Origin of the sequence: Psychrobium sp. 1_MG-2023, from assembly GCF_030689115.1 — a bacterium.
Lineage (GTDB): Bacteria > Pseudomonadota > Gammaproteobacteria > Enterobacterales > Psychrobiaceae > Psychrobium.
Genome location: NZ_JAUYVJ010000001.1, coordinates 73,742 through 87,527, shown reverse-complemented (window position 1 = coordinate 87,527; position 13,786 = coordinate 73,742). Strand labels below are relative to the sequence as shown.

The 13,786-nt window shown below is 41.3% G+C and carries 12 protein-coding genes; 6 read left to right on the top strand and 6 right to left on the bottom strand.

Annotation, left to right across the window (positions count from 1 at the left end):
• Nucleotide 1 precedes the first annotated feature (1 nt).
• The 5 genes from rsmA (at nucleotide 2) to Q8W26_RS00315 (ending at nucleotide 4,752) form a co-directional block, all read left to right on the top strand.
• Nucleotides 2-820 (top strand): 16S rRNA (adenine(1518)-N(6)/adenine(1519)-N(6))-dimethyltransferase RsmA, encoded by an 819-nt coding sequence (gene rsmA / locus Q8W26_RS00335; RefSeq protein ID WP_101212734.1) that lies wholly within the window; start codon nucleotides 2-4, stop codon nucleotides 818-820.
• Nucleotides 821-830: 10 nt separating this feature from the next.
• Nucleotides 831-1,208, top strand: coding sequence for a Co2+/Mg2+ efflux protein ApaG (gene apaG, locus Q8W26_RS00330; RefSeq protein ID WP_101212732.1), 378 nt, complete (start codon nucleotides 831-833; stop codon nucleotides 1,206-1,208).
• A 3-nt stretch (nucleotides 1,209-1,211) separates the two neighbouring features.
• Nucleotides 1,212-2,024: a symmetrical bis(5'-nucleosyl)-tetraphosphatase gene (locus Q8W26_RS00325; protein WP_101212729.1), complete on the top strand. Its 813-nt coding sequence runs from the start codon at nucleotides 1,212-1,214 to the stop codon at nucleotides 2,022-2,024.
• Between the two features lie 165 nt (nucleotides 2,025-2,189).
• Nucleotides 2,190-4,214 carry a methyl-accepting chemotaxis protein gene (locus tag Q8W26_RS00320; protein WP_101212727.1) on the top strand — a complete coding sequence of 675 codons (2,025 nt, stop codon included), beginning with the start codon at nucleotides 2,190-2,192 and terminating at the stop codon, nucleotides 4,212-4,214.
• 415 nt (nucleotides 4,215-4,629) lie between these two features.
• A complete protein-coding gene (locus Q8W26_RS00315; protein WP_305471829.1) occupies nucleotides 4,630-4,752 on the top strand; it encodes a hypothetical protein in 123 nt (40 codons plus the stop codon).
• 127 nt (nucleotides 4,753-4,879) lie between these two features.
• Here the strand turns inward: Q8W26_RS00315 and Q8W26_RS00310 are convergent, their stop codons facing one another.
• The 6 genes from Q8W26_RS00310 to Q8W26_RS00285 all read right to left on the bottom strand — a co-directional run bounded on the left by Q8W26_RS00310 (nucleotide 4,880) and on the right by Q8W26_RS00285 (nucleotide 12,228).
• A complete protein-coding gene (locus tag Q8W26_RS00310) occupies nucleotides 4,880-6,184 on the bottom strand; it encodes a hypothetical protein (protein WP_101212725.1) in 1,305 nt (434 codons plus the stop codon).
• A gap of 46 nt (nucleotides 6,185-6,230) precedes the next feature.
• Nucleotides 6,231-8,651 carry a TonB-dependent receptor gene (locus Q8W26_RS00305; protein ID WP_101212723.1) on the bottom strand — a complete coding sequence of 807 codons (2,421 nt, stop codon included), beginning with the start codon at nucleotides 8,649-8,651 and terminating at the stop codon, nucleotides 6,231-6,233.
• A 707-nt stretch (nucleotides 8,652-9,358) separates the two neighbouring features.
• Entirely contained in the window at nucleotides 9,359-9,649 is a 291-nt protein-coding gene (locus Q8W26_RS00300) for a type II toxin-antitoxin system RelE/ParE family toxin (protein ID WP_305471828.1), read from the bottom strand.
• Nucleotides 9,642-9,923 carry a type II toxin-antitoxin system ParD family antitoxin gene (locus tag Q8W26_RS00295; protein WP_101212721.1) on the bottom strand — a complete coding sequence of 94 codons (282 nt, stop codon included), beginning with the start codon at nucleotides 9,921-9,923 and terminating at the stop codon, nucleotides 9,642-9,644. The genes Q8W26_RS00300 and Q8W26_RS00295 overlap by 8 nt, the downstream gene beginning before the upstream one ends.
• 325 nt (nucleotides 9,924-10,248) lie before the next feature.
• Nucleotides 10,249-11,901, bottom strand: coding sequence for a chaperonin GroEL (gene groL / locus Q8W26_RS00290; RefSeq protein WP_101212719.1), 1,653 nt, complete (start codon nucleotides 11,899-11,901; stop codon nucleotides 10,249-10,251).
• A 33-nt stretch (nucleotides 11,902-11,934) separates the two neighbouring features.
• Nucleotides 11,935-12,228 (bottom strand): co-chaperone GroES, encoded by a 294-nt coding sequence (locus Q8W26_RS00285; RefSeq protein WP_101212954.1) that lies wholly within the window; start codon nucleotides 12,226-12,228, stop codon nucleotides 11,935-11,937.
• A gap of 241 nt (nucleotides 12,229-12,469) precedes the next feature.
• Here Q8W26_RS00285 and Q8W26_RS00280 point away from each other — a divergent pair, with 241 nt between their 5' ends.
• A complete protein-coding gene (locus Q8W26_RS00280; protein ID WP_101212953.1) occupies nucleotides 12,470-13,753 on the top strand; it encodes an MATE family efflux transporter in 1,284 nt (427 codons plus the stop codon).
• The last annotated feature ends 33 nt before the right edge of the window (nucleotides 13,754-13,786 follow it).

The following is a 13,786-nucleotide window of genomic DNA, read 5'->3' as shown; positions in this document are numbered from 1 at the left end:
CATGAATAACAAAGTACATTTAGGCCATACGGCTAGAAAACGTTTTGGTCAAAACTTTCTAAATGATCAAAGCGTCATCGATAATATCGTGGCTGCGATCGATCCAAAGCCAGAAGACCATTTAGTAGAGATTGGTCCCGGTTTAGGGGCATTGACAGAGCCCGTTGCTGAAAAGATTGATTCAATGTCCGTGGTAGAGCTAGACCGCGACTTAGCCGAACGATTACAAGCACACCCAACACTGGGTAAAAAGTTAACCATTCACCAAGGTGATGCGTTACAGTTTGATTTCTCGAAACTTGCTAAACCGGGTCAACGGTTGAAAGTTTTTGGAAACTTACCGTATAACATTTCTACGCCATTAATGTTTCATTTGTTTGAACAAGCAGACATTGTTGAAAATATGCATTTCATGCTGCAAAAAGAAGTGGTGTTACGTTTATGTGCCAGCCCCAACACTAAAGCTTATGGTCGTTTAAGTGTGATGGCGCAATACTACTGTAAAATGATCCCTGTACTTGAAGTGGGCCCGCAATGTTTTGTGCCTCCTCCGAAGGTTGATTCAGCAGTTATTCGCTTAGAGCCGTACCGCGAAGTACCTTATCCAGCAAAAGATATTAATCAACTGCAAAAAGTCGTTACACAAGCGTTTAGTCAACGTCGCAAGACGATTCGAAATAGCCTCAAAGGTATTGCAACAGTCGAAGAGGTTGAAGCCTTAGGTGTTGATATCACGATGCGTGCAGAACAAGTATCGTTAAAACAGTTCGTTGATATTGCTAATTTCATCACAGATAAAGCGACGACGCCAGAGTCATAGGTTTTTCAACATGCAGCTTTCAAATTTAATTAGTGTCCAAGTCAATAGCAATTTTATCGAGCAACGTGAAGCAGATAATCAAACGCTTTATGTGTTTGGTTATCATATTACTATAGTCAACAATTCAAATGAACCAGTGCAGCTATTACGCCGCCACTGGTTAATTACCGATAGCGACGGTAACCAAAGCGAAGTAGAAGGTGAAGGTGTTGTTGGACTGCAACCCACCATCGAAGCTAACGGTGAATTTCAATACAGCAGTGGCTCAACCTTCAAAACGCAGGTAGGCACAATGCAAGGGAAGTTTATGATGGTTGATGCCACTGGACAGCCCTTTGACGTTGCTATTGAACCATTCCTACTCGCAGATAGCACCATGATTCACTAAGTTATGGCCACTTACTTTATTGGCGATATCCAAGCCTGCTATAGCGAGCTTGAGCTGCTGCTAAAGAAGATCGCTTTTAACCCTCAGCGAGATAAACTTTATCTTGCTGGAGACCTAGTTGGGCGAGGACCGCAACCTTGTGAGGTGTTAGACTTTGTTTTGTTACATCGAGACTCGGTTCATACCGTTCTGGGTAATCATGATTTACACTTTTTAGCTGTCAGTCAAGGAATCAAGCCGTTAAACGCTAACGATAATTTTTCTCCTTTATTAAACTCACCCAATAGAGCTCAGTATATTGACTTTTTACGCTGCCAACCTTTATTGATCAGTTTGGATAATGACAATTTAATACTGAGTCACGCAGGTATCACACCGCAGTGGACCTTACCGATTGCCAAAGCGATGGCTAAAAAAGTCAGTCAACAACTTCAATCAACACAATGGCTCGATTTACTAAAAGCGATGTACAATAATCAGCTCAACAGCTGGAACCAAGACCTCACCGAACAACAACAAGCCATTTTTTCCATTAGCGCTTTAACTAGAATGCGATATTGTCACCATGATGGTCAGCTTAACTTCACTGAGAAGTGCTCACCGAATAAGCTCACTGATCACAGCTTAGTTCCGTGGTTTAATGTCAATGCCCCCTCGCATTCATCTAAACTAATCTTCGGTCATTGGGCCGCCCTTTTAGGGGAAACAGCAAGTACTCAACATATTGCACTCGATACAGGCTGTTTATGGGGAAACCACTTAACGGCATGGTCGCTCGAAGAAAATAAATTTTTCCAACAAAAATCGTTACAGTAATTAACATTTGTGCCGATAGTTTATTAACATTAAGTATGATTGTTGTTAAGCTAAGGCCATACTTTAGTATAGTGACGATATCAGGCTGTTCCCTTTGTCTATATATCGAGAGTTTATAATTAGCAGTAGCATCGATTCATTCTGTGCGAGCGATGGAGTAATTTCATGAATTTAACGGTAGCAAATCGGATTGTCGGTGGCTTTGGTATCATCCTTATCGTCTTGTTTTTTGTCGGTGCTAACTCCTTTTTAAACTTCGTAAAAGTTGAAAAAGAGACGTTAACCGCAAAAGAGATATCTTTACCAGCCTTCCAAGTCAGCAATAAAATACAAGTCCAATTAATGGAACTTAAGCGCTTCACCTTACTTGAGTACTATAGCCAAGACCTTGAACAATTAAACCAACATCAACAAAAGATTACCGAGTCAAAACAATTATTAACTTCACTTCTTGAGCAATTTAGAGCGATTAGTGGGCGAGACACCAGTCTAAGTGATAAAACCGATGCGTTAAGCACTTCACTCAAAGAAACCGCAGAGATTACCGACCGCTTATATAGTAGTAAGGAATCAAGCTTAAACAAAGCACTAGCACTAAATTCTAGCTTAGCAATTTTAACCGATTCAGCAGATGACTTTAGTAGCTTACTACTCGATATTTCTGATATTGAAGTCGACTCAGAACAAGCCACACTTGATAACATTATTGCGATGGCTAATGACTTAGATAACTTAGTATTAACCCTCATTAAAACTGCTGAAGACGTCAGTAAGCAGCCTAATATTTTAAAGTCAGATGCTGTTGCAAAAGAACTGACTTTTTTACACGAGGATATCAAGACTAAGCTCAACTTCATGTTAGAGCGTGCCCAAGGCGTCGTAGAAGACGAATTATTACAAGATTTAAATAACAGCCATAACCAGATTATCGATTACATTACTGGCGAACAGTCTATCCACGCAGCTAAAATCTCGCTATTAACACAAATCCAAACAACAAATAAACTACACAGCCAAACAACGGAGCTTGTTAACGTTAGTTATCAACATGTCGCTAGCTTACTCGATCAAGCAAGCGCTAGCGCAACTAAGTCGCAGCAAACAGTGTTAGACAGTGTAAAAAGCAGTGAGACGCAAATTACCATCTCCATCATTATTGCCATTCTGCTTTCATCAATCGTGTCTTACTACACGGTTAAAAAAATCACTCAGCCACTTAATAAGATTAATAAACTATTAACGGTGCTTGCCTCTGGCGATCTCACTCAAACGGTTGAACAAGACTCAAAAGATGAATTTGGGACTCTAGCAACCAATATTAATAACCTTGCAGCGAGCCTTAGAAGCTTGATTGCCGATATAACCCAAGGCTCCAACCAACTAGCAACAGCATCTGAAGAAACCTCTTGTATCACTAGCCAAACAACACAAGCGATTGGTGAGCAACAATTACAAGTTGACCAAGCTGCGGCCGCTACCAATGAACTGAGCTCAAGTGCAGAACAAGTCTCTGAACATGCGTCAGCAACCCTTGAAGAAGTTCAACAAACAAACTCTCAAGCCTCAGATATTGCCAATATCTCAGAACAGAATAAAGACACAATCAGCTCACTGTCAGGTGAAATCAGCTCTGCGGCAGAAGTGATCAATAAATTGCATGACGATAGCACCAATATCGGTTCAATCATTGATGTTATCAGAGGCATTGCAGAACAAACAAACTTACTAGCGCTCAATGCGGCCATTGAAGCTGCCCGTGCAGGTGAACAAGGACGCGGTTTCGCAGTGGTGGCTGATGAAGTTCGAAACCTTGCTAACCGTACGCAAGAGTCGACTCAAGAAATTCACAACATGATCGAGCTAATTCAATCCGGAGCCCAAGAAGCAGTAAAAGTAATGGAAGTGAGCCAACAACGTGCAGAGGCTTGTGTCGCTGATACAGAGAAAAGTGTCGAAGCGTTGTCGGTAATGAACAGTTCATTAGAGCGAGTACATGAAAAAAGTAATCAAATTTCTCTCGCAGCCCAAGAACAAAATGTTGTCTCACACGAGATTTCACAGCTTTTAGAGAATATTGTTGAGATTGCTCAGCAAACATCACAAGGAGCATCAGAAACAGCACAGGCGAGCTCTGAGGTTGCTAGATTAGCTGATGAACTACAAGCGTCAGCTACAGAGTTTAAAGTTTAGTGTAATTCTTAATTAGTAAACGTTTAAAAGACATAAAAAGCCACACCTCATTATCGTGTGGTTTTTTTTGTACTTAAAACTAATATCTATTCCACTAAGTAACCGACTCTGTAACGTGAATAAACCGATTAGTGCATTGATTCTATGTTCCAAATAGGCGCTAAGTAGTGACCTTAATGACGAAAAGCAATTAATTACATATACAGTTTGCTACTTAGTCGTAACTAACACCACTGTCATTTACTTAGTCCGTGCAAAGTGACCAAGCTAATAATGGAATTGGTTTAAGTTGTATAACAAGGGGAATTGTTCACTGTTTATCGCGAAAAAAGAGATACTCAGCAGTATCTCTTTTCGTTCACTCTCTTAATAACGTGATGACCGTTATTAGATCGCGTTAGCTATTTTGCCGCAAATGATTGATGCAATTAGTGGTAAGGGTACAGCCGAAGGAAGAACCGTGACAGTGTGGTCAAGTTTAGCGATAGCTGGCTATCGCACCAAGCAGCATATTAAGCAAGATAAGTCTAACTACTGACTGACCTTCACTTCAAATAGCATACTGCAACGAGCCACAATCAAAAGTAACGCAAAGCGTAAAGGCGACACAAAACTCGCTTAATTAAGCCCTTTGACACACCCTTACGCTGATACTCTGTTTAGGTTTAGTGTTCGTGCTCTTCTTCAGCAGCCACACCTAACCAAGCCGCTTTACCTGGTGTAAAGTCTAGGTCAAAGTGGCCTTTTACTTCACCATCATGCAAATCAATTGTCGTTACTTCTTGACCATTGATAATGTAAACCAACTCGTGCGCTTTTGATGCAACAATGACAGGTTTTGCGTCTTCAGCTAATGTTTCGAAAACTTCGATACGGCTATCAAACTGCCAATTCTCTTCTGCAGAATAAAGGTTTAAGTGACCTTCATTATCCAAAATTAACAGGTGTTCATTATGGCCATCAAAACCATAAGTAACTGACGTTAAAGTCTCTTCTTGCTTCCAATCAAAGGGAGTAATATTCTGCTGTGCTAGGTCTACTAAAAAGAACCCCGCACGTGAAGCACCAAACATCACATCACTTTCTGCACTACCTTTTAATGAACCAATGCGAACACCTTCTGGCATATCCGTTGGGTTTGCAATCTTAGATGCTGTAAATAAGTCACCTTGCTGCTCAATTGATAATACGCCATCTCCACAAGCAAACGCGATATGCGTTTCAGTTTGGAAGCTGCCATGTAATGCCGGACACGTTGTTTCAAATACTTGCTCTTGATGGAAGTGATCACCGTGTACTTCAAGTAAAGCCACTTGCTCAGGTAGGCTACTTTCCGATTCACTGTCACGTAGTGTTGTTAACACAAACTCACCACGAATTTCAGCAGTACCATGCATGTAGGTATCAAAATGATGCTCTGCAATCATTTTTTCTTCAGCAATACTTTCATCACTTAATAGACCTAAACCAGCATTGACACCCGACTCTTTATCACCATCAAAAAATACCGCAGCTTTATCACCACGTGGTACATAATGCGTTGGTTTAGTGTCATTTAGAGTGAAGCTAGTCAGTTCAGGCTCATCATTGTGTTGATCATAATGATCACCATGAAGCTCTTGCCAGACACCACCATCAATAAATTCAACAGTATCAAATGAACGCTGTACAGCAACGGCATAACGACCTTCTGGGCTCGCGTACAAGTATTCTGCTGGATTAGTAATGCTTAATGAATCGACTAAACTGTTATCTTCCAAATCAAAAAAGTGTACAACAGCCTGATCAGCATCAGCTATAGCTAAACGCCCTTTACCTAACTCTTGGCCATGATCGTGGTCATGATCGTGGCCAGCTGCAGGTGCAGGCGTTGGCGTAATTTCAGTAATATTAGTTTCGCTGTCACCACAACCAATTAGCGCTGTCGCAGCACATGCGATGACCAATGTTTTTAAACTAAAATTTTTCATGATTTTCCTTTGTTACGTTAATACTTACCCAAGCTATAGGGTGAAATTAAAATGAACCTCTAATACCGACAGCAATAGAGCGGCCTGCGAGTGGCGTTAAATCTTTTAAGAATGAAGTATGAACTTGCGCATATTCATCCGTTAAATTTTTACCTTTAAGGTAAACGGCTAAGTCATGTTGACCTAAGGTAAAGTGATAATTCACATTGGCATCAACCATGGTGTAACTATCTGTTGATGTTTCTAGTGCCGCGATATGCGTTTGTTCAAAATGCTGCCCGACAAATAGGTCAGCTGAAATTTTCTCACCTTCATAGCTCAATTCAGTCGTAATTCGTGCAGGAGGAGTACGAGGTAACTCACCGCCATTATCTAGACGAGCGCGAATGATATCGCCTTGTACTTTCCATGAAAATTCATCAGTAACTTGCCATACAGCTTGGGCTTCAAAGCCATGTAAAGTGACATCTTGTGAAGTGAATAAATACAACGGTAAAGTGTGCGCTTCCTCACCATGATCATCATGTCCATGAGCGCTATGATCATGTCCATCTCCCGCTGACAGACCTGTCGCTTGTTCGTAATAATAATCATCAATTTGGTTATAGAACGCATTTAAAATAAAACCAAAATCACCTTTGAACTTACGTAAGCTCAAATCGATGTTATTAGCTGTTTCCATTACAATTTCGTGATCGGTTAAACCAAAGTGGGCCGCTTCACCGTGATCGTTATGTAATGAGAAAAGTCCACCCACTTCATAAGAGCCTGTACCAATATGAGGGCCAAAAGATAAAAGTTCAGCAGCTGAAGGAGCACGTTCAGAGTGTGATAGTGACAAACCTAAGTTGTAGCCATCTGCGAAATCCCACACTAAACCCGCCGAGAAGCTCACTGGAGTAAACTCATGTTCAACTGCGAAGTTACGCGTCATACCTTCTTGATCATGATGTGCATGTTCGTCGTGATCGTGTTCATCGTGACCATGCTCGTGATGGCCATGCGCTTCATCTGCATGCTCGTCGTGATCATGTTCGTCATGATCTTCAAATAACTCAATCTCCGGTAAACGAACTTTAGCAGCCGTAATTTTCGTACGCTCAACACGTGCACCAAGTTGCAGTAGAACATCATCAAAGTGGCGCTCTTCAATCCAAGCTAACGCAATAGAACTTGTTTCAGACGGTGGGGTAAAAGCCTCAGCACCGACAGCAATAAAATCACTTTCTTTATAATGAAGACTTACACCACCACGCCAGCCTGCATAATCTTGGTGTAAAAGCTCAACACGTGCTTCTAGGCTTTCATTATCAAAAGTAGTACCGACAACCCCTACTTCTAATTCGCTGTGACGATAATCTGTATAAGCAACCTTAGTATTCAGTGTTTTAATGACCGAATTTTCAAAATCAAGCTCACTGAGTAATTGCCAACGCTTTTGCTCCATGTCAGCCAAAACAGCAATTTCTTCATCTCCGTGACTATGACCCGGAATGCCATATTCTTGATCAAGTGCTTGATATGAAACACCAACAAACCCGTTATCTAATAAATAACTTGAACCTAAAGTAAAACCTGTTGACTCTGATGCTGAGTTAGCGATTTCATCTTTACCATCTTTTTTAGGCGCATGATAATTTTCATTGTCGCGATAAAAGCCATCGGCATGCAGTGCAACATCACCAACACTAGTGTTAAAAGAACCTGAGAACAGCTTTTGATCATTATTACTATTATGCTCGGCCAGCCATTCACCTTTCGTGTCTCTATCGCGAGGAATTCTTTCATCAACTAAGTTAACTACCCCACCAATTGCACCACTCCCATAGAACAGTGTTGCTGGGCCGCGAAGTACTTCAATACGTTCAGTAGTCGATGCTTCAGTCGATACCGCATGGTCAGGGCCTACACGTGATGCATCACCTGCATCTAAGCCATTTTGTGTAATCAAGACACGCGGGCCATCAAGGCCGCGAATAATCGGCGTACTTGCCACACTGCCATGGAAGTTACTGTGGACACCAATCTCTTTGCTTAATGTATCCCCTAGGGTGTTTTCTTGACGCATTCGCAGACTTTCGCCTTGCAACACCGTAATAGGTAAAGCTGATTCAATATTAGAACTATGGAAAGGTGTTGCACTAACATCAATAATTTCAATGGCAGACTTATCTAGCGATACACTGACCTGAGCGGTCTGATTCTCTATCACATTAACATCGACATTTTCATGAACAAAACGATCCGCAACGACATGCAGTTCATAACTTCCTGGTTTAACGTCTAAATTAAAAACACCATTTTCGTTTGTTTTTACAACGTTATTTGTCCCTACGACCTTCACGGTCGCACCAACAACTGCTGCACCTTGGGTATTAGTAACAGTACCTTGAACTTGTTCTGCGTATAAGTGACCACTTGCAGAAATGGCAAGAAGTGCACTCATAATCGGCGATAATTTTCTCATGATGCCTCTTAATAGTTAATTGCTATAGCACGATGTAATTACGTTATAACGTAACAAAGTGTAATTAGCGCGGTATGTTATGTTATAACATCAGGGATGGCAAACTGTATTTTTATAAATCAATAGGACGTTTGTCACAAAAAATGAATGAGTAGATATTAAGTTAATGAAGTGAAGGCTAACGATGAGCTTTTATTAAGAAATAACCTACGAGACAGTATTGAAGTTAACCACCTCTCGTCGTCATGAAAGTGTGCTATTGAGGACCTCGCTTTGCTTCCAAAGGTGAGATTCTGGCTAAAAGACTGCCGATGACGCTTGCGAAGGACGTAAGACTGAAGAGGATGGCTATATCATATCTTGCCAACCTCACTTCATACTTCCCATAAAACGCAAAAAACCTGCCGAAGCAGGTTTTTATTAGATAAGTGCGATAGCAACTCAATGTTTATGCGCAGGATAAACTGTTTAGTACAAGACGCTTGGTTACGAAGTTTAGTGTTTCTTAAGCGAGTAACCAAGCAACGCAGTAATTAACAGTTTAGACCAGCACAAATTACATCATGCCGCCCATTCAAAGCCTATCTAATTGTTTTAACTAAAATTGTTACATGGGACAATGTATCGCCCCCCCACTTTACATCCTTGTTTATTTACTGATAGACTTAACCTGTTGAATTTAAATTAAAAATTTTACCAAAGTAAGATTAGAAGTGTTTTGATGGGTCCATACGCTGATGAAGAATACGGGCAACATCAATACCACTTTCACTAATTTGATAAAAGACAATATGCTTCTCTACTGGAAAACTTTTAGCACCGTCATAAATATCACTTCTTTCTCTACCAAAGTCAGGGTATTGGGCTAACTTCAATAAGGCTGCATCGATAGTTTGAGCATACACCTTTGCCTGTGTACTTCCCCAAGATTCAATAGTTGATGAAATTATTTTGAATAAATCGGCTTCAGCTAAAGGGGATAACCTATAGCTAGGCATTGGTATTATCGCTCGCTGACTTGCTAGCGACTGATAGAGAAGCTTGTTCAAATATTTCCATTACACTGTGCTTTGACGATTCGCCAGCAGCTAGCTGTTCGAATCCTTTAGCGACTTCTTCTCGTAATATTTCAAGTTGCTGGTTTTTAGCAACGTCTTTCTCAAACAATAGTCTCAAACCATCACGGATCACTTCACTAGCTGAAGTATATAAACCATCAGATACTTTCTCTGTGATCCTTCTTTCAAACTCTTTACCTAAAGTAATATTCATAACTAGCACTCCAAACATTTAATAATCATATTATGCGCATAATGTGCACGTAATTCAAGTTTGAAAAATTTGAGCACCAAGATAAAAAAGAAAATGTTGGTATTAGATCTTCATTTTACTGAGGAATGAAACCAATAAAAATTCATACTATGCATCCCATTTATGACTTATCGCTATGTTTTTAAAGCTGTAACTAAATGGGAGGATTATTGATACCCCACTTTATCCCCCTAAAATAATAAAGATTTATTAAATAACAGAAACAAAAAAGCCATAACATCAACATGTTATGGCTTTTTAGATAAGCGATTTAGGCTAAAATCTATTACATCATGCCGCCCATTCCGCCCATACCACCCATGCCGCCCATGTCAGGCATTGCTGGAGCAGCAGCTGCATCAACAGGTGCGTCAGTGATCATCGCTTCAGTTGTGATCATTAGACCAGCAACAGAGGCTGCGAACTGAAGTGCGCTACGTGTTACTTTCGTTGGGTCTAAGATACCCATTTCTAGCATATCACCGTAAACGCTGTTTGCTGCGTTATAGCCGTAGCTGCCTGAACCGTTTTTCACTTCGTTACAAACAACTGATGACTCGTCGCCTGAGTTGTAAGCGATTTGGCGTAATGGTGCTTCCATTGCGCGAAGTAGTAAGGCAATACCGTGGTTTTGCTCTTCGTTGTCGCCTTTAAGATCTTTGATTGCAGAGGCTGCGCGTACTAAAGCAACACCACCACCAGCTACAACACCTTCTTCAACGGCTGCGCGCGTTGCGTGAAGTGCATCATCAACACGATCTTTCTTCTCTTTCATTGCAACTTCCGTTGCTGCGCCAACTTTGATTACTGCAACACCGCCAGCTAATTTAGCCATGCGTTCTTGTAGTTTTTCTTTGTCGTAGTCTGACGTTGATTCTGCTGCTTGTGCTTTGATTTGGCTAACACGTGCGTTAATGGCCGCTTCATCACCCACACCGTCAATCACAGTCGTGTTATCTTTAGTGATGATAACGCGCTTCGCACTACCTAAATCTTCTAATGTCGCTTTCTCTAGCTCCATACCGATTTCTTCAGAAATCACGGTACCACCAGTTAAGATAGCTAAATCTTGTAACATCGCTTTACGACGGTCACCAAATCCAGGTGCTTTAACTGCTGCAACTTTTACGATACCACGCATGTTGTTTACAACCAGAGTCGCTAATGCTTCGCCTTCAACGTCTTCTGCAACAATTAATAATGGCTTACCCGTTTTTGCTAGCCCTTCTAAAACTGGCACTAACTCACGAATGTTTGATACTTTCTTATCAACTAATAAGATAAACGGCGTTTCTAGTTCAACGCTAGCATGTTCTTGGTTGTTGATGAAATATGGTGATAGGTAACCACGGTCAAACTGCATGCCTTCAACTACATCAAGCTCGTCTTCAAGTGATTGACCTTCTTCAACCGTGATAACGCCAGAAGTGCCTACTTTAGCCATTGCTGTAGCAATGATTTCGCCAACACTGTTATCAGAGTTTGCAGAGATTGTACCTACTTGCTCAATCGCTTTGTTATCAGTACATTCTTGTGATAAATCTTTTAGTGCGGCAACAGCAGCAACGGTTGCTTTGTCGATGCCACGTTTTAAATCCATTGGATTCATACCCGCAGCCACAGATTTCATGCCTTCACTGATAATCGCTTGTGCTAATACTGTCGCGGTTGTTGTTCCGTCACCGGCAGCATCGTTTGCTTGTGAAGCAACTTCCTTCACTAACTGTGCGCCCATGTTTTCAAATTTGTCTTCTAATTCGATTTCTTTCGCTACAGATACACCATCTTTAGTGATAGTAGGAGCGCCAAAGCTCTTATCGATAATGACGTTACGACCTTTAGGGCCTAAAGTTACTTTTACTGCATCGGCTAATACGTTAACACCCGCTAGCATTTTTACACGAGCGTCTGTTGCAAATTTTACTTCTTTAGCTGCCATGATATGTTCCTAAAATTATGTTTCGTGGGGTTATTAAGCTTCAACGATTGCTAAGATGTCTGATTCAGACAGAATTAGCACTTCTTCGCCGTCAATTTTTTCTTTATCTACGCCGTAACCATCTTTAAAGATTACTGTGTCGCCAACTTTTACGTCTAATGGACGCACTTCACCGTTGTCTAACAAACGGCCGTTGCCAGTTGCAATCACTTCGCCACGCGTTGATTTTTCTGCCGCGCTCCCCATCAGAACGATACCGCCCGATGACTTAGATTCTACTTCAATACGTTTAATAATTACGCGATCATGTAATGGACGAATGCTCATTGCTGACTCCTTAATTGTTTTTTCTGCTTGGGTAAAGATCATTCTCTACCTCTCTACTTAACATCATCTATGGGGGCAAAAAAATTAGATCCAAGACTTAAGGCTACTTTTAACAGAAAAAAGTATAAAAATGCACCCTGTGATATCAATTCACGATACAATTAGCCCTTTATAATTTTCGACTCGGCAGCTTTTGAAACACGACTTACTCAACTCCCCTACTCGTGATGTATTAACCAAAATGAGCATTCCCTCAGGTTTAGGGATCCTTAGCTTATTAGTGTTTAATCTCGCCGATACCTATTTTGTCAGTTTGCTCGGCACCGAACCATTAGCGGCGTTAAGTTTCACTTTTCCTATTACGTTTATTATTACCAGTATTTTAATTGGTCTAGGAGTCGGTCTATCAGCGTCACTCGCACGGATTATTGGTCAAGGCGAGCAGCACAATGTCGCAGATTTTGTCGTCAACGCACTATTGCTAGGGTTAATAACGGCCATTTCACTATCGACCTTAGGTTACTTTTCCATTACTCCATTGTTTACAGCGATGGGCGCAAAACCAAGTTTACTGCCCTATATCAGTGATTATCTGCAAGTGTGGTATATCGCGATCTTGTTTTTAGTCATTCCGATGATTGGCAACAATGCGTTGCGAGCGACAGGAAACACTAAATTTCCCAGCATCTTGATGGCGGTTGCCGGACTGATTAATGTCATTCTTGATCCTATTTTCATTTTTGGCTTAGGGCCAATACCCGCGATGGGGATCCAAGGCGCAGCCGTTGCGACATTATTTTCATGGGCTTTATCGATGGTCGGAGCCCTCATTTTATTAAAACGGAGTAAGCTAATTGCCTGGGTTAGTTTAAATTGGCAGCAAGCTGTTACAGTGTGGCGCAAAGTATTAAAGATTGGCAGACCTGCGGCACTCTCACAAATGATCAACCCGCTGGCCAATGCAATTTTAATGACCATGATAGCCAATTACGATACAGCGGCGGTCGCGGCCTATGGTGTGGGTATGCGCATTGAGTCACTAATGCTCATTGCAATACTCGCCCTTTCATCATCACTAACCCCATTTATCGCGCAAAATTTAGGAGCAGGTCAAGTCACGCGCGCTAAACAAGCCTTAATTGGCAGTGCTCATTTTTCTTTGCTGTGCCAACTAGGTTTTTATCTGCTTATTGCTGTTTTCGCTTACCCTATTGCCGGGTTATTTAGTGATGATGAAAGTGTGATTGAATATCTCGTGATATTTTTATGGCTAGTCCCTGTCGCCTATGGCGCCCTTGGCGTGGTGATTTTAGTGGCCAACAGCCTCAATGCGTTTAACCGCCCGGGCAGTTCTTTACTGGTTAATATGGCAAGATTATTTTTGATTATGCTGCCAATGGCATGGCTGGGCAATATATTACTCGGCGCGACAGGCATATTCGCGGCGATTGCGATAGCTAACATCCTAATTGGCGGCGCGTGTTATATATTAGCGCTTAAAGTAAGTGAAGGAAAAGCGCATTAACAGTTAATGCGCTTTGATTGTATTCTGCTTAGA